Genomic DNA, 16,954 nt, shown 5'->3' on the forward strand with positions numbered 1-16,954 from the left:
AACTGTTATTACTTGGATTAAAAATAATTATGACTCAATATTGAGCCAATCGGTATGAAAAATACCCTCTTTATCAATACGTTGATAAGTGTGAGCACCAAAATAATCTCGCTGTGCTTGAATTAAATTAGCGGGTAATACTGCTGAACGATAACTATCATAATAAGCTATAGCTGCCGAAAGCGTTGGCACAGCAATACCCTGTTGAATAGCTAAAGAGACAACATCACGCAATGACTGTTGATAAACTTCAACAGTGTGATTGAAATAAGGTGCTAATAATAAATTATCAATCTGATTATTATTAGCATAGGCATCAGTAATTTTTTGCAAGAATTGCGCACGAATAATACATCCAGCTCTGAAGATTTTAGCTATCTCTCCATAATTTAAATCCCAGTGATATTTATGAGATGCAGCCTTTAACTGTGCAAATCCTTGAGCATAAGAAATAATTTTACCCATATAAAGTGCTTTACGCACTTTTTCTATCAATTCTTTCTTGTCACCAGCATAAGGATCGTGTTTAGGACCTGTTAATACTTTTGATGCAGCCATACGTTGATCTTTAATTGCAGAAAGATAACGAGCAAATACCGATTCAGTTATCAATGATAAAGGTTCCCCAAGATCTAAGGCACTTTGACTCGTCCATTTACCCGTACCTTTATTACCCGCTGCATCTAAAATCACATCAATAAGATAATTACCATCCTCATCTTTAAATTTAAAAATATCAGCTGTGATCTCAATTAAATAGCTATTTAACTCACCTTCATTCCAATCACAAAAAACGTTAGCTAGCTCATCATTAGTTAAACCTACAACATGTTTTAGAACTGAATAACTTTCAGCTATAAGTTGCATATCACCATATTCAATACCATTATGTGCCATTTTCACATAATGACCTGCGCCATTTGGACCAATATAAGCCACACATGGTTCTCCATTAGCTTTAGCAGCTATTTTTTCTAATATCGGTGCAACTAATGCATATGCTTCTTTTTGACCTCCAGGCATAATTGAAGGACCTTTTAATGCACCTTCTTCACCACCAGAAACACCTGCACCAATAAAGTTAAAACCTTCATCAGATAACACTTTATTTCGGCGAATAGTATCTTCAAAATACGCATTACCACCATCAATAATAATATCACCTTTATCTAATAGCGGTCGTAGCTCATTAATAACGGCATCTGTTCCCTTACCAGCTTGAACCATAATAAGGATACGGCGAGGTTTTTCTAAAGAATTTACAAAATCTTCAATAGTGAAGTAAGGAACCAATTGCTTATCAGAATGCTCTGCCATTACTTGTTCTGTTTTATCTTTAGAGCGATTATAGATAGCAACAGAAAATCCACGACTTTCAATATTGAGCGCAAGGTTACGCCCCATAACTGCCATTCCAATAACACCGATTTGTTGTTTAGACATGATTTGGCTCCTATATTAAATCTATATATCACCTTAAATATTAAGGCTTTTTAACAATACCTAAAAATTATTTAAATTACGCTATATTTTGCCACAAAAAAACCGTATCAGAATATAATACGGCTTTTTTGGCAACTTTAATTATACTGAGTTCTAATTACGCAAATCATGAACGTTTCATCATTTCAAAAAACTCATCATTCGTTTTAGTCATGGCAAGTTTATCAATTAAAAACTCCATCGCGTCAATTTCACCCATTGGGTTAAGAATTTTGCGCAAAATCCACATTTTCTGCAATTCATCTGGTGAAGTCATTAAATCTTCTTTACGAGTGCCAGAGCGATTAAAGTCAATTGCAGGAAATACACGTCGTTCTGCTATTTTACGAGATAAGTGCACTTCCATATTACCGGTACCTTTAAACTCTTCGTAAATAACTTCATCCATTTTTGAACCAGTATCAATTAGCGCAGTTGCAATAATAGTTAAACTACCACCTTCTTCTACATTACGTGCGGCACCAAAAAAACGTTTTGGTCGATGTAATGCATTTGCATCTACACCACCAGTTAATACTTTACCGGATGATGGTACAACCGTATTATAAGCACGAGCTAGACGAGTAATCGAATCGAGTAAAATAATGACATCTTTTTTATGTTCTACTAAACGTTTAGCTCGTTCAATGACCATTTCCGCAACTTGAACATGTCTTGCAGCAGGTTCATCAAAGGTTGATGCAACAACTTCGCCTTTTACCAGACGTTGCATTTCAGTAACTTCTTCTGGACGTTCATCAATCATCAAGACTACAAGTTCACACTCAGGATGATTTACCGCCAAACTTTGTGCAATATTCTGCAGAAGCATGGTTTTACCTGCTTTTGGAGGTGCTACAATCAAACCACGCTGACCTTTACCAATAGGTGAAGCTAAATCAAGTACTCTGGCAGTAATATCTTCGGTAGAACCATTACCGCGTTCCATACGTAATCGAGAGTTTGGATGAAGTGGGGTTAAGTTTTCAAAGAGGATTTTGTTGCGAGCATCTTCAGGTTTATCATGATTAACTTCGTTAACTTTAAGCAAGGCAAAATAACGTTCGCCTTCTTTTGGTGGTCTAATTTTACCCGCAATCGTATCACCTGTTCTTAAATTAAATCGCCTAATTTGACTTGGCGATACATAAATATCGTCAGGCCCAGCTAAATATGAGCTATCGGCAGAACGTAAAAAACCAAACCCATCTTGCAAAATTTCAAGTACGCCATCGCCAAAAATATCTTCTCCACTTTTAGCATGCTGCTTTAAAATCGCAAAAATAATGTCTTGTTTTCTAAGACGAGCAAGATTTTCAAGACCCATTGTTTTTTCACCAAGCGTTACAAGCTCGGAGACAGAAGTGTTTTTTAATTCAGTTAAATTCATAATTTTAAAAATTCTTGAGGATAAAATTGATATGTTTGCAATTACCGCTATTTTTTGTATATTTCTTTTAATTTACTTATAAAAAACCTCTTTCTGGCAATAAACAAACGCAATCAATTATTAATTTTTGATGATAATATGCGCTTAGATATAAACTATTCACCCACTTAATCAATAAAAACAATGGATTGCAGAAAGGAGTTCTTGTAAGAGGTTAGCAATGTACACTAAAAAAGGTACTATGTCTATACTTAATTATAGTTAATGTATAGAGATATATGTATTTAAAATGAAATAATAAGAGTAATTTTATTACTCTTATTATTTGTAATAACTAATTAACACAATTAAAGTTGGTCATCAATAAAGCTTTTAAGTTGTGCTTTAGTTAAGGCTCCCACTTGTGTTGCAACAACTTTACCATGTTTGAAAATTAATAGTGTAGGAATTCCACGTATATTAAATTTAGGGGCAATGTTGGGATTTTCCTCAATATTTACTTTAGCAAAAATCATTTCATTACTATATTCTTCTGCGATTTCTTCTAAAATTGGTGCTATCATTTTACAAGGTCCACACCATTCAGCCCAAAAATCAACCAATATCGGTTTTTCAGCATCATTGATTTGTTTGTCAAATGTCGCTTCAGAAAGTGTAACAATATTATTACTCATTTGTTTATCCCCCAATAAATATTTTATATTTATAATATTAATAAATTTTCTATTTTTCCACTAGTAATTAGTATAATAGGGCATAATTATTAGTGATGTCTGTATGACTAATATGCTATAATTCTCAAACTTTGATAATTACATTTGAAACCATAATGATTCCATCTTATCTTACCAAAACAACTTTTAGTCAATTTCCATTACATCCTTTAGTAATAAAAGCACTTGATAAGAAAGGCTTTACTTATTGTACGCCAATTCAAGAACAAACATTACCGTTAACAACAAATGGTGTTGATATAGCTGGGCAAGGACAGACAGGAACAGGTAAAACTATTGCTTTTTTAGCCTCAACTTTTAATCATTTATTAAATCATGAACCATTAGCGGATCATAAAGCAAATCAACCTAGAGCAATTATTATAGCTCCAACTAGAGAGCTTGTGGTACAAATTTATCATGATGCAGAAGTATTATCTGAAGAAACAGGTCTTAAGTTAGGGCTAGCTTTCGGCGGTGATGGCTATGATAAACAGTTAAAAATGTTATCAGCTGGCGTAGATATTTTAATCGCTACCACAGGTCGTTTAATCGACTATGCTAAACAAAATTATATAAATTTAGAAGCAATACAGGTTGCCGTTTTGGATGAGGCTGATCGTATGTTTGATTTAGGATTTATCCGTGATGTACGCTGGATTTTTAAACATATGTCTTCCCCTTCAAAACGATTGACTATGTTATTTTCAGCAACATTAACACATAACGTACGTGAATTAGCTTTTGAGCACATGAATAATCCACAATACGTTGAGGTTGAACCTGAACAAAAAATTGGTCATCGAATCAAAGAAGAACTATTTTTTCCATCCAATGAAGACAAACTTGCCCTACTACAGACACTTATTGAAGAAGAATGGCCTGATCGCTGCATTGTATTTGCCAATACTAAAGTCACCTGTGAAAAAATATGGCGACATTTAATTGCAGACGGTCATCGTGTGGGACTATTAACAGGTGATATTGCTCAGAAAAAACGTTTGTCAATTTTAGAACAGTTTACTCGTGGAGATCTAGATATTTTAGTTGCAACGGATGTTGCTGCGCGTGGTTTACATATTCCTGATGTTACCCATGTTTTTAATTATGATCTACCTGATGATTGTGATGACTACCGTCATAGAATTGGAAGAACAGGGCGTGCAGGGGCTGAAGGTTACTCAATTTCACTTGCTTGTGAACGTTATTCTCAAAATTTACCAGCAATTGAAAAAGCAATTGATCATACTATTCCAGTTAGTCAATATGATCCATCTGCATTATTAGTTGACTTACCAATACCAAAAACGTTTAAACGTACTCCACGTAGAAGATCATCCACATAACATAATAATATAAACTTTGTAATATTATTATAAGCAATATACAGTTATCTTAAAAAATCAGTCATAATTAAGATAACTGTTATCAAAATTAATATATTTATTTAACTTATAGATTAATAAATAATTAATTTTTATTTTTGTTTTTTAAAAAATCTTCATAGGCTAATTCAATCTGTTTTTTAGTTGCCTTAGATAACGATGCAACATGGCGTTGATTCAATGAGCCAAATAAAATAAATAAAACATTACCTGAAATACGAGAGTTTTTATTTTTTATCCTATGATATGCTTCTAAATATCCTACTCTATAAAATATTTCTATATTGGTAATACCAACACTAAATAGTAACTTTTCTAATGATAATGTTATATTGGGAAGTGTTTTAATTCGCTGATTTTTTAGCTTAATTTTCTCACTCTGTTCTAACTGAGCATATTTAATAACCATTTTAACCATGGAATGAAAAGTTTGTGTATCTTCAAATAATTCATCACTTACCTTGTAATAATCTAATGATTTTGTCAAAATCCCTGAAGGTAAGGTTAAAGTTGTCATGCCCATATCAATAAAAATCGAGCGATAATGTGAATGACCTCTTAAATAAAACTCTTGTTCACCAATCCATCCGAACATTACTCCTTTGCTATTAATACTAAAACCCCCAAAAAATGTTTTGATTGAAATATTATCAAAGGAAGATAAATCCTTCAGGATTTTATTTGCAAATGTTGAACTCATAATTTATCTCCACTTAACTTAATTAATTTAATAACATAGATAACTTACTGCTTAAATTAAGTTATAGTAAATAGTTTAATAATAAAACTGTTTTTTTTATAAATTCATAATTCTGGGATCTATCTTTCATAAATAAACATAAATGAGATTAATACTTGATAAAATAAATTTTTATCTTTCTAATATTCGTTTCAAAAATAAAACTAATTATAAATAAACAAATCTTAATAATTCTTTAAAAAGAAAAGATACTTTAACATTGTTATTATGTTGTAAAAATTATACAATCAACACACTATGAATTATATGGTTTCAATTATTGTCAATTCACATTAACATGATCAAAATTGCTGTTATTTTGTTTGTTTTGTTTTGTTCATCTGCTGCAACTGCAGATAAACTTGCATTAATACAATCATTGACTCTTTGTAATCCTAATTTTTTCAAAGAAGTTTATGCTAACAAAAGTGAATTGCAAAAATATACAGAGATCCAAACTTTTGATAAGAATAAAGCTTATATTTCTGTCGAAAATCGTACAGATACCAATAAAAACTATACTTATTTCAAAATTCCTATGATTTATAAAAATTTAACAATTAAAGGTTACTATGATAGTGCCATGGATCTAGGAAAAATGGGAAAATATTATTTTTGGGGCTTTATTATTGATAATGATATTAACCAAATTAAAGATGCATTGAATTTCATTGATTGGAAAAATATGGAAGACAATTTACTTTATATTGCTAATCCGATGATTCGTAATATTAACGATGAAATACATGTGTGGAATGAAAATACCGGTACGGTAGTAGGTGTAAAAACCATTCCTGCACCGGATACAACTGAAAAGTTGTTATTACTTGAAAAAGGCGCAAATATGAATCTGTTAATTTGTTCAATTCAAGGCATTGTAACAGTAGAATTACTAAAACAAGAACGCCCTGATATCAAATAAATTTAACTAAATTGCTGAATCATCCGTTTCACCGGTACGAATACGAATAACTTGCTCGACATTATAAACAAAAATTTTACCATCACCGATTTTGCCAGTCTGTGCAGTTTTCATAATGGTTTCGATACACATTTCTAAAATATCGTCAGAAACTACTAGCTCAATTTTTACTTTAGGTAAAAAATCCACCATATATTCAGCTCCACGATAAAGTTCTGTATGCCCTTTTTGACGACCAAAACCTTTAACTTCAGTGACGGTCATACCTGTTATACCCTGATCGGCTAACGCTTCTCGAATATCATCTAATTTGAATGGTTTGATAATAGCTTCAATTTTTTTCATACTTATTTTCCTCAATTCGAGATCACCAATTTTTAAATCCAAATGCAGATGTTATTGGATAACGTCTGCCTTTTCCAAAATTACGCATTGTGATTTTTGGACCGACAGCTGATTGACGCCTTTTATACTCATTAATATCAACTAATTTAATAACACGCCTTACTGTAATTTCATCATAACCTTGCTCAATAAGCTGTTCAACGGAAAAATCTTGTTCAACATAACCTTTCAATATTCCATCTAAAATATCATATGGTGGTAAACTATCTTGGTCTTTTTGATCTGGAGCTAATTCAGCTGAAGGAGGGCGAGTAATTACTCTTTCAGGAATAACATACGAGCGAGTATTTCGATATTTTGATAATGCAAACACCATTGTTTTAGGTACATCTTTAAGTACATCAAAGCCGCCGGCCATATCTCCATAAAGCGTAGCATAACCCACTGACATTTCGCTTTTATTACCCGTTGTTAATACTAGGCGTCGTCGTTTATTGGACAAAGCCATTAAAATAACGCCACGGCAACGTGCTTGCAAATTTTCTTCTGTAGTATCTTTTTGTGTACCGGAAAACATGGGTTTTAAAGATGACATAAACGCATCAAACATCGGTTCAATCGAAACAATATCAAATTCCACACCTAATAATTCAGCTTCTTCTTTAGCATCAGCAATACTAATATCAGCCGTATAACGGAATGGCATCATAACAGCCTGCACTTTATCTTTACCTAATGCATCAACCGCAATAGCTAGTGTTAACGCTGAATCAATGCCCCCAGAAAGACCTAATACTGCGCCTTGAAAACCATTTTTGGTAATGTAATCACGTGTTGCAAGAACCAATGCATCATATATCGACGCTAAAAGAAGATTTTTATCTTCAGCAATGGTAGTTTGGTTAGTAGGTACACCTAATTCAAAACAAGTAATTTGCTCAACAAAAGATTTTAGTTGGCAAACAATATCACCGTATTGATTACAAACAAAAGAACTGCCATCAAAGATAAGTTCATCTTGACCACCAACTTGATTAACATAAACAATGGGTAATCGGGTTCTAATGGCATGATCTTTGATTAAAGCTTGTCGTCGCTGTTGTTTTTCATAATCATAAGGAGAAGCATTAATAGTGATTACCAAATCTGCATTCTGAGCACTAATTTGATCGATAGGCTGATCTTGCCAAAGATCTTCACAGATTAATAACCCAATTTTTTTACCTTTAAATTCGACAATACAGCTCTGATTATCGGAAGTAAAATAACGCTTCTCATCAAAAACATCATAATTAGGTAGTAGTTGTTTGTGATATCGGGTTAATAACTTTTCTTCATAAAAAAAAGATAATGCATTAAAGATATGTCCATCTTGCCAATGTGGATGACCGACAATTACAGCACAATCGACACTCGCCTGCTGGACTAAAGATAGCGCTTTCTGACACCGATCTTTAAAATCAGCACGATAAATTAAATCTTCGGGCGGATAACCGCAGATAGCAAGCTCTGAAAAAATAATAAGGTCATTCGATGAATGGCTATGTATCAACTCAACAATTTGTTGAGTATTACCTTCTATATCGCCAACACACCAATTCATTTGTGCTAAAACAATAGATAAAGACATATAAAATTCAAAATCTCAAATAAAATTGGCGTTAAGTTTAAATGATTCTAAGTTGCGCTGCCACTTTTTTATCGTTAACATGAAGTAATAAATTAGCTTTGACTTGACTGGAAATTATTATGCAAAAAATCTTAAATGTGGCACTAGCCAAACGTAGTTATCCTATAATTATTGGCGAAAATCTACTAAATGAATTCCACCATTTTAATCTTCAGGCAGGTCAACGTGTGTTAATTGCTACAAATGAAACTATTGCCCCACTTTATTTACAATCATTAATTGATATGCTAGGAAAACATGGTGTGAAAACCGATTCCATCATTGTTCCAGATGGGGAAAAATATAAAACCATAGAAACATGGAATACTATTTTAACCGCTTTGCTTGCTAATAATCATACGCGTAACAGTATCCTAATTGCATTAGGAGGTGGTGTAATCGGTGATGTTGTAGGTTTTGCTGCATCTGCTTACCAACGAGGAATAAAGTTTATTCAAGTTCCTACAACACTGTTATCGCAAGTTGATTCTTCGGTTGGCGGCAAAACAGCGATTAACCATCCATTAGGTAAAAATATGATTGGCGCCTTTTATCAACCTCAATCCGTTGTTATTGATCTTAATTGCTTAAAAACCTTACCACAACGTGAATTTTCCTCAGGTCTGGCCGAAGTCATAAAATATGGTATTATTTTAGATGCAGACTTCTTTAATTGGTTGGAAATATATATTGAAGACTTACTCAATCTAGATCTTAAAGCGCTCAGTTACTGTATTTATCGCTGTTGCCAACTCAAAGCCCAAATAGTTGCAGCTGATGAAACTGAACAAGATATGCGTGCAATATTAAACCTAGGACACACTTATGGGCATGCAATTGAGGCTGAACTTGGATATGGTAATTGGTTACATGGTGAAGCTGTCAGCGTTGGTATACTTATGGCAGCTCAAACCGCCAAATTATTAAATAAGTTAACAGATACCGAAATTGATCGTATAAAAAACTTATTGATTAAAGCTAAACTACCAGTAATAAGACCCACACAAATGTCCATAGAATCATATCTTCCACATATGATGCGCGACAAAAAAGTTCTATCAGGGCAATTACGCCTAGTAATTCCCACAAAAATTGGTCATGCTGAAATTATTGATGGAATTGAAAAAGAAATGGTGTTTAAATCGATACAGCAAGTTTAAATTGCTATTTTTAATATTAGACATTATTTATAAAATAAAAGGTGTTATACAGGACACCTTTTATTTTTACCCTCTTATTTTTAATCTGTTTATAAATCAGATCGAATACTACACCCAACAACACAACCGCAATTGCAATATAAAATGCTTTAGTATAATTTCCACCATTATTGACCAATAATATCAGCAATAATAGTACCTAATGCAAACCCACGTTTCTCTTTGAAAAATTTAATTTTATTGCTTAAGCAGCCTAAATAAGCTAACCCTTGTTCAAAACCACTTAGTATCATAGGAATTGGTCCAACAGCAGAATTTATGCCAACTGCAACCATAAAATTAGACATACTCCAAATTTTCTCAATACATAAAGTTCCTGTAGAAACATTAAAAGTATATATAGCACCAGTACAAAGCAATATTGATGTTGATGCAACTTGAACAATCTATCTATTAATATAATACTTTTCATTCACCATGATTAGACTTCACTCTTTGATTTATATCCTTTGATGCAGTTTTGCCAGCAATTCGACCAAAAGTAAAAATATCGGTTAATGAATTACCGCCAAGTCTATTACCTGCGTGAATACCACCTGCAACTTCACCTGCGGCATATAAACCTGTAATTTTTTGTCCTGATTTATCTAATACATGTGTTTGCTTGTCGATTTTTAAACCTCCCATAGTATGATGAACAGCGGGTTTTCTCGGAGTAGCATAAAATGGCGGAATATGGACTTTCAAATCAAAAACATCTTTGCCAAATTCAGGATCGTTTCCGGCATCAACATAATTATTATAATTAGTTATAGTTTGTTTTAAGACTTTTGCATCCATACCCAGTTTTTGTGCTAACTCTTCTAAAGTATTAGCACAAAATAGCGTGCCAGCCGCAATTTGTTTGTCAATTTTTTCTTGAGACGTGTTATAAGCAGTTTTCTTAATTTCTTCATCAGCAATTAGATAAAATAACCCACCATTATCAATTGCAGCTTGGGTAAGTTTATCTCTACTGCCATACTCATTCACGAAACGCTTACCTTGCTTATTAACCATAATGAAGTTTTGTGGGGGAACTTGCAATCCACTAAATAACGCACCGGTTTCAGGATCAGAAACTGGCATCATTTGGGAAAATCCCATACCAACAAGATCAGCTCCAACACTTTGTCCTAAAATAATACCATCACCTGTAATAGCAGGCGAATTTGATGTTTTAATATCATCATCAATTTCTGTCCAATAGGTATTATATTCTTTTAACATTTTCGTATTAGCACCAAAACCACCAGAAGCTAAAATAACCGCATCAGCTTTCACTGTAACTTTCTTACCATTTAAACCACTGCCTATTATCCCAACAACTTGCCCTTTTTCAACAATTAATTCTTTTACTGCTGTATCGGTAATGATTATACCGCCATGAACTTCGACATATTTTTGTAAAGCTGAGATATAAGCATAGCCTTCACTCTTTATTGGTTTATGACCTCTACGCCATAATGCTCCAACAGGCATGGTCACATCATGTTTATCAAATTCAACACCAATATTTTCCAACCATTTAACGGAATCTAAAGCTTCATCAGTTAAAATTTTCACTAAATCGTATTGACCATAAATGACATTGCCTAATTGATCCGTTCTTTTACCCCCAAGGTAAGTTTGAATACGATGCAATAATGCAGAATCAAATAAATACCCAGTCTTATCTCTATTTTCAGCCAGATAATCATTAATCTGCTGCTTTAATATTTTAAAATCATCAAGGTATTGAGTATCAATAGCTGACTCATTGATTGTCGCGATTTCTTGTAAAGTATGACTTTCACCAGCCATGGCGCTAAACGTATTTTGCCATTTAGGATTAGCCGCATTCATTGGCCCTCCCGTACGTACTGTATTACCACCAACGGCAGGGAACTTCTCAACCACTATAACTTTTTTCCCCTCTTGTATAACACTTGCTGCTGCAGATAAACCAGCACCACCAGCGCCCACCACAACCACATCGGTTTCATATTGCACATCGCTATTATCAATCGCACTTGGAGCTTTTGGTCGTTTACGTAATACATCAGGGTTACCACCAGCCAACTTAATTGCTTTAGCTACACCATCAATCACGCCATTACTAGTAACAGATGCACCTGATAAAATATCTACATTAAGGGTTTGCCCTTCAAGGATTTGTGATGGAATACGTTTAAATACCACATCAGCAATGCCTTCAGATTCACCCTCTATATCAATATCAATCGACTCAATACGATCATTTGACAACATAACCACCATCGGTAAATCACCATTATGGCCTGGTGCAGTAACACAGTATCTTCCAGGTTTAAAAGAGATTTCTTCTGGAACATTAAGTAAGCTTAATACTTGAGTAAAGCGAGTAAACCTGAAAAAACAGCTGTCTAAGAAATCAATTGTACGTTCTGATTTAAGATCACCCTTTTCATCAAATGCTTCATGCGCTCGTCCAAGTAAAAATTCAGATCCTGGCATAACATTGGCATTCACTCCCGGCGCATCGAGGATTTGTCTTAAATGTAATTGTGCTCTTGATGAACCTTGTACATCATAAGCAGCACCTACAATCATCACTGGTTTGCCATCAAATGGATGTAAATTAAATGATAGCCATTCAATAATGCTTTTTAGAGCTGATGGAATAGAATGATTATGTTCAGGAGTAGCAATGATCACGCCATCAGCCTGTATAATTTTATTATTAAAATTCTGAATAATCGGATTATTAGATTGATCATTTGATTCATTAAACATTGGCACATCAATCAATTCTAATAGTTCAATTTCGGCTTTATCAGCAAAATGTTTTTGCATAAATTGTAGTAGTAAACGGTTATAAGACTTCTGAGCATTTGTTCCAACAATTCCGATTAATTTCATTATAACGCTCCTTCTTTAGCTGCTTTTTTCCAATTGAATTTCTTATTTTTTTCTGTATTACATTGTGATTTTTTAAGTAATTCATTAGTGAATGTAACAAACAAAATGAATTCTTCGAAACATTCCTCTAATTCTTTAACTTTATCGGGATAAATAAGAACACCATTTTCATCAAAAGCTTGGAGCGAATGCCCTAAAAGGAATTCTGAACTTGGCATAATTCGTGCTTTTAGCTCTGGAGCATCTAAAATTTGCCGTAAATGCGCCTGTGCTCTTGAAGAACCTAACGATCCATGGGAAGCTCCTACAATCATCACACATTTATTAATTAGTGGGCGAGTTGTGTAAGACAACCACTCAATAGCACTTTTTAAGGCCGCAGTAATTGAATGATCATATTCTGGTGTGGCAATAATCACCCCATCAACTGCTTCAATTTTATCTGATAACTCTTTTACTGTTGAAGGAGGAGTTTTATCTTCAGGCTCATTAAATGCAGGCAATGACTTAATTTCACAAACTTCAATTTCTGCTTTGTGCGCAAAATGCGTTTTCATAAAATGGAGTAATTTCCTATTAGTTGAACGATCCGAATTCGTGCCAACTATGCCAATAAATTTCACTTTAAAACCTCACTTAGTAATTATCAGTACAAATTTTATTAATATTTCATTTTTTTAGAATAAATTATTTAGAAATCCTACAAAACAGTTGTATATTTAATTATTAGATTTAGCATGTTTATATTTGAGTGATATGCATATCAAAGTTAGTTTAGAACAGAAAAATACATTTGTGAAATAGCTGATTAATTATAGAGTTATAAGTAATTTGTTATAACAAAGTAAAACAGGAAATGAGAGATAAAATGACTAAAATAAATTCATTAAATATGATGCAATACATTGATGTTTTACTTAAACATGGAAATTACACCAAAGCAGCAAAAAATCTTTATATTTCTCAATCATATTTAACGCAAACAATAATAAAAGTAGAAAATCAAATTGGTATTGAAATCATTAATCGTCAAACGGTACCCTTACAATTAACTGAAGCAGGTAAGATTTATTATCAATATTTAGCTTCACTGGTAGACAAAGAAGAACAATTTAAAAGAAAAATAAAAAAGTACACTGATACAAATTATGAAGTAATTCAAATAGGTGTTTTACCTTGTTTAGGTACCTATTTGCTGCCACTTTTTTTGCCAGAATTTATGCAAAAATATCCAAATGTAAAAATTGAATTACATGAATATACTCCAACAAATCTTGAAGAAAAAACAGAAAATAATACGTTAGATTTTTTTATTGGGCAAAATCCTGAAACAATATCACAAAACTTAATTAGCCATACCTGTGGCAAACATTGCTATTATGCGCTGATCCCTCAAAGCTCAAAACTTTATCAAAAAAATCCAAAAATACTTGAATGTAATAATGATGTTATAAAAATGTTACTGCAAGAAAAGCTTATTTTAACAGCACATGGATCGGCAATTCGTCATCAGATTGAATATCTAATTCAAAAATATAAAATTGAACCCCAAATAATTCTTGAAAGTAGTAATATTTTTACACTTGTTGAGTTAGCCAAAAAAGGGATAGGTATTACTTTCATTCCAGAAAGTGTTAATATTTGCAATAAAAAAAATGATCAAGCTTATAACTTATTACCACTTCCTTTAGATCTCATTTCTCTTAATTACTTTATTGCATATTCTGCAAATAGAGCTTTAAATTCTTCTAAAAGGGCGCTTGTTGATATTTTTATCTCATCACTTAATCGTGAAGCCAAGCCATTTAATTAATACTTATTTAATCTATAAATGATTCATTCAATAAGCAAACCATCTGAACAAGCAAACTTATGATTAATCGTAACAATCATTCCTTCAATATCAGGTATTTTATTTATAGCCTTTATAGCATACTGAGCACTTGCCCCATAAAGCTGTGTAGTCCAAATTTCTCCATTAAGCGAGTTTTTTGACACAATAGTAATACTGGTTAGATCGGTTTCTACTGGATATCCAGTTCGACTATCAAAAATATGATGATAGGTTTTGCCATTATAACTAAATGTTCGTTCATAAATACCAGATGTAACCACTGACTGATTTTTTATTTTTAGTGCAGTGATAATATTTCCTCTTGGTTGAAAAGGATTCTGAATACCCACTCGCCAGTATCCATCATCATGAAAAGGACAATCACCAAAAGTTAAAACATTTCCACCTAAATTAATAAATGCTGCTTTGGCACTTTGTTGTTTAAAAAACTCAATTATCTTATCAGCAAAAAAACCTTTAGCTAATGCACCTAAATCAATAGCCATTCCTGGTTGAGTGAGAAAAACAGAATTATTGGATTCATCTAAAATAATATTATTAGGATTAATAAACTTTAATTGCTGTTTTATTTCTTTATCAGAAGGATATCTAGCATCATTAAAACCAATTCGCCAAGTTTGTATTAAAGGTCCTATCGCAATATTTAAAAAACTATTATCAATAGTGCTTTGGATTTTTCCAATCTTAATTAATGTAAAAAGGTCTGCTGATACTGGTACAAATTTAATCCCAGCATTTTGATTGATATTCATTAATTCTGATTTAGGATTATTAGCACTAAAACGACGATCGTAATCCATTAACTGACTTTCTGCTGCATCTAATAAAACTTCTGCATTATCGTCTAACAACCATATTTCAATAATAGTACCCATTATATGAATAAATCGTTTTTGTTGAAGCATTGTTGATTGTTCCTAAATTCACAATTTTACACATTACAATTATTTTTTAACAAAAACCAGTCACCATCAATCTCTATTATCCATAAAAATTTAACAAGTAAGCTATTTGTAAAATTTTATTTACACAACAAAAAGATAACTTATAAATTCACTCATTTATAAAAAACAGCTTTATATATTACATATATAATATTATGAAACCATCATTATGAAATAAAAACAAAAAATTCTATTTACTATTATGTAATTTTGTGTTTACATAGTAGGCGTTTATGTAATTAATATTTTACATATAAAATATTTAAAAGATTTTTCATAAGGAAAATAAAAATGTTAAAAGATACGTTGAATAATGTTCGAATTAGAGATGAACATATGCTAATCACCCCTAATGAAATAAAACAACTTTACCCACTTTCTCCAGAATTAGAAAACCAAATTGCTTCGTCACGAAAAACTGTAGTTGATATTTTAGAGAGAAAAGATCCCCGATTACTCATTGTCTGTGGTCCATGTTCTATTCATGATCCTCAAGCAGCAATTGAATATGCGCATAAACTAAAAAAATTATCTGACGAAGTTAGCAATGATTTATTTATTGTTATGCGTGTTTACTTTGAAAAACCTAGAACAACCGTTGGTTGGAAAGGTATGATAAATGATCCACATATGGATAGTTCATTTGACATTGAGTACGGACTCAAAAAAGCCCGTAAATTATTACTTGATATCACTAAAATCGGTTTACCTATCGCAACCGAGGCATTAGATCCAAACACACCACAATACATTGCCGATTTAATTAGCTGGTCTGCTATAGGTGCAAGAACAACAGAATCACAAACCCATCGTGAAATGGCATCTGGTTTATCCATGCCAGTTGGTTTTAAAAATGGTACCGATGGCAATTTAGATGTCGCAATTAATGCTATGAAATCAGCTTCTATGCCTCACCGTTTTGTAGGTATTAACCAGCAAGGACAAGTAACAGTTTTACAAACTGTCGGTAATTCTCATGGACATGTGATCTTACGTGGAGGTAAAGCTCCAAATTATAATGCTGAAAATGTTGCACTATGTGAAATACAGATGAAACAAGCGGGGTTATTACCGAATTTAATGATTGACTGTAGTCATGCAAATTCTAATAAGAATTATCGTAATCAACCAATTGTTGCAGATTCAATTATTGAGCAAATCAAACTTGGAAATAATTCAATTATTGGTGTGATGATTGAAAGTAATCTAGTTGAAGGTAATCAATCTTCCGAACAATCAAAAGAAAACTTTAAATATGGTGTTTCAGTGACTGATGCTTGTATCAACTGGGATGAAACAGACATATTACTTAGAAAAATGGCAAATACTTTAGCAAATCCTCTTGTAGCAAGACAAAAACAAGATGCAAGCGCTTAATGTAGCCATTTTATTTTAACAAATAACCGCCGACAAATTTCGGCGGTTTTTATA

At 32.6% G+C, this 16,954-nt stretch carries 15 protein-coding genes; 5 read left to right on the forward strand and 10 right to left on the reverse strand.

Features of this window, described 5'->3' with window-relative positions; genetic code table 11:
- Window positions 1-27 precede the first annotated feature (27 nt).
- From gndA to trxA, 3 genes are all read right to left on the reverse strand, one after another.
- On the reverse strand, window positions 28-1,443 hold the full coding sequence (gndA, locus tag J4T76_RS03800; RefSeq protein WP_267340399.1) for an NADP-dependent phosphogluconate dehydrogenase: 1,416 nt from the start codon (window positions 1,441-1,443) through the stop codon (window positions 28-30).
- Window positions 1,444-1,609: 166 nt separating this feature from the next.
- Entirely contained in the window at window positions 1,610-2,872 is a 1,263-nt protein-coding gene (gene rho, locus J4T76_RS03805) for a transcription termination factor Rho (RefSeq protein ID WP_065565045.1), read from the reverse strand.
- 347 nt (window positions 2,873-3,219) lie between these two features.
- Window positions 3,220-3,546, reverse strand: coding sequence for a thioredoxin TrxA (gene trxA / locus J4T76_RS03810; RefSeq protein WP_267340396.1), 327 nt, complete (start codon window positions 3,544-3,546; stop codon window positions 3,220-3,222).
- A gap of 155 nt (window positions 3,547-3,701) precedes the next feature.
- Between trxA and rhlB the strand changes: the two genes are divergently transcribed.
- Window positions 3,702-4,931, forward strand: a complete 1,230-nt coding sequence (rhlB, locus tag J4T76_RS03815) for an ATP-dependent RNA helicase RhlB (RefSeq protein ID WP_267340395.1) — start codon at window positions 3,702-3,704, stop codon at window positions 4,929-4,931.
- Between the two features lie 124 nt (window positions 4,932-5,055).
- On the opposite strand, the gene J4T76_RS03820 is transcribed toward rhlB, so the two are convergent.
- Entirely contained in the window at window positions 5,056-5,670 is a 615-nt protein-coding gene (locus tag J4T76_RS03820; protein ID WP_267340394.1) for a TfoX/Sxy family protein, read from the reverse strand.
- Between the two features lie 319 nt (window positions 5,671-5,989).
- Here J4T76_RS03820 and J4T76_RS03825 point away from each other — a divergent pair, with 319 nt between their 5' ends.
- Entirely contained in the window at window positions 5,990-6,631 is a 642-nt protein-coding gene (locus tag J4T76_RS03825) for a hypothetical protein (protein WP_267340393.1), read from the forward strand.
- Between the two features lie 6 nt (window positions 6,632-6,637).
- Here J4T76_RS03825 and glnB read toward each other — a convergent pair whose 3' ends face one another.
- Window positions 6,638-6,976: a nitrogen regulatory protein P-II gene (gene glnB / locus J4T76_RS03830; RefSeq protein ID WP_267340391.1), complete on the reverse strand. Its 339-nt coding sequence runs from the start codon at window positions 6,974-6,976 to the stop codon at window positions 6,638-6,640.
- A gap of 22 nt (window positions 6,977-6,998) precedes the next feature.
- A complete protein-coding gene (locus J4T76_RS03835; RefSeq protein ID WP_267340390.1) occupies window positions 6,999-8,606 on the reverse strand; it encodes an NAD+ synthase in 1,608 nt (535 codons plus the stop codon).
- A 119-nt stretch (window positions 8,607-8,725) separates the two neighbouring features.
- On the opposite strand from J4T76_RS03835, the gene aroB reads away from it, so the two are divergent.
- Window positions 8,726-9,805, forward strand: coding sequence for a 3-dehydroquinate synthase (gene aroB, locus J4T76_RS03840; RefSeq protein ID WP_267340389.1), 1,080 nt, complete (start codon window positions 8,726-8,728; stop codon window positions 9,803-9,805).
- Between the two features lie 167 nt (window positions 9,806-9,972).
- Here the strand turns inward: aroB and J4T76_RS03845 are convergent, their stop codons facing one another.
- From J4T76_RS03845 to J4T76_RS03855, 3 genes are all read right to left on the reverse strand, one after another.
- The gene (locus J4T76_RS03845) at window positions 9,973-10,152 is read right to left on the reverse strand and encodes a hypothetical protein (RefSeq protein ID WP_267340388.1); all 180 of its coding nucleotides are present in this window, start codon (window positions 10,150-10,152) and stop codon (window positions 9,973-9,975) included.
- A 121-nt stretch (window positions 10,153-10,273) separates the two neighbouring features.
- A complete protein-coding gene (locus J4T76_RS03850; RefSeq protein WP_274460533.1) occupies window positions 10,274-12,724 on the reverse strand; it encodes a flavocytochrome c in 2,451 nt (816 codons plus the stop codon).
- Entirely contained in the window at window positions 12,724-13,347 is a 624-nt protein-coding gene (locus J4T76_RS03855; protein ID WP_267340386.1) for an NADPH-dependent FMN reductase, read from the reverse strand. Before J4T76_RS03855 ends, J4T76_RS03850 begins: the two co-directional genes overlap by 1 nt.
- Before the next feature lie 245 nt (window positions 13,348-13,592).
- Here J4T76_RS03855 and J4T76_RS03860 point away from each other — a divergent pair, with 245 nt between their 5' ends.
- The gene (locus J4T76_RS03860; RefSeq protein ID WP_267354620.1) at window positions 13,593-14,537 is read left to right on the forward strand and encodes a LysR family transcriptional regulator; all 945 of its coding nucleotides are present in this window, start codon (window positions 13,593-13,595) and stop codon (window positions 14,535-14,537) included.
- A 23-nt stretch (window positions 14,538-14,560) separates the two neighbouring features.
- On the opposite strand, the gene J4T76_RS03865 is transcribed toward J4T76_RS03860, so the two are convergent.
- On the reverse strand, window positions 14,561-15,484 hold the full coding sequence (locus J4T76_RS03865) for an FAD:protein FMN transferase (protein ID WP_267355839.1): 924 nt from the start codon (window positions 15,482-15,484) through the stop codon (window positions 14,561-14,563).
- Window positions 15,485-15,814: 330 nt separating this feature from the next.
- Here J4T76_RS03865 and J4T76_RS03870 point away from each other — a divergent pair, with 330 nt between their 5' ends.
- Entirely contained in the window at window positions 15,815-16,900 is a 1,086-nt protein-coding gene (locus tag J4T76_RS03870; protein WP_267340382.1) for a 3-deoxy-7-phosphoheptulonate synthase, read from the forward strand.
- The last annotated feature ends 54 nt before the right edge of the window (window positions 16,901-16,954 follow it).

The organism is Gilliamella sp. B3022, assembly GCF_028751545.1.
In the GTDB taxonomy this organism is placed as follows: Bacteria; Pseudomonadota; Gammaproteobacteria; order Enterobacterales; family Orbaceae; genus Gilliamella.

Bases quoted from the DNA above. Each gene is read 5' to 3' on its own strand.
- J4T76_RS03865 (WP_267355839.1), bottom strand. From the start codon at position 15,484: ATGCTTCAACAAAAACGATTTATTCATATAATGGGTACTATTATTGAA.
- J4T76_RS03860 (WP_267354620.1), top strand. From the start codon at position 13,593: ATGACTAAAATAAATTCATTAAATATGATGCAATACATTGATGTTTTA.
- J4T76_RS03820 (WP_267340394.1), bottom strand. From the start codon at position 5,670: ATGAGTTCAACATTTGCAAATAAAATCCTGAAGGATTTATCTTCCTTT.
- trxA (WP_267340396.1), bottom strand. From the start codon at position 3,546: ATGAGTAATAATATTGTTACACTTTCTGAAGCGACATTTGACAAACAA.
- rhlB (WP_267340395.1), top strand. From the start codon at position 3,702: ATGATTCCATCTTATCTTACCAAAACAACTTTTAGTCAATTTCCATTA.
- glnB (WP_267340391.1), bottom strand. From the start codon at position 6,976: ATGAAAAAAATTGAAGCTATTATCAAACCATTCAAATTAGATGATATT.
- J4T76_RS03870 (WP_267340382.1), top strand. From the start codon at position 15,815: ATGTTAAAAGATACGTTGAATAATGTTCGAATTAGAGATGAACATATG.
- J4T76_RS03845 (WP_267340388.1), bottom strand. From the start codon at position 10,152: ATGTCTAATTTTATGGTTGCAGTTGGCATAAATTCTGCTGTTGGACCA.
- aroB (WP_267340389.1), top strand. From the start codon at position 8,726: ATGCAAAAAATCTTAAATGTGGCACTAGCCAAACGTAGTTATCCTATA.
- J4T76_RS03850 (WP_274460533.1), bottom strand. From the start codon at position 12,724: ATGAAATTAATCGGAATTGTTGGAACAAATGCTCAGAAGTCTTATAAC.
- J4T76_RS03835 (WP_267340390.1), bottom strand. From the start codon at position 8,606: ATGTCTTTATCTATTGTTTTAGCACAAATGAATTGGTGTGTTGGCGAT.
- rho (WP_065565045.1), bottom strand. From the start codon at position 2,872: ATGAATTTAACTGAATTAAAAAACACTTCTGTCTCCGAGCTTGTAACG.
- gndA (WP_267340399.1), bottom strand. From the start codon at position 1,443: ATGTCTAAACAACAAATCGGTGTTATTGGAATGGCAGTTATGGGGCGT.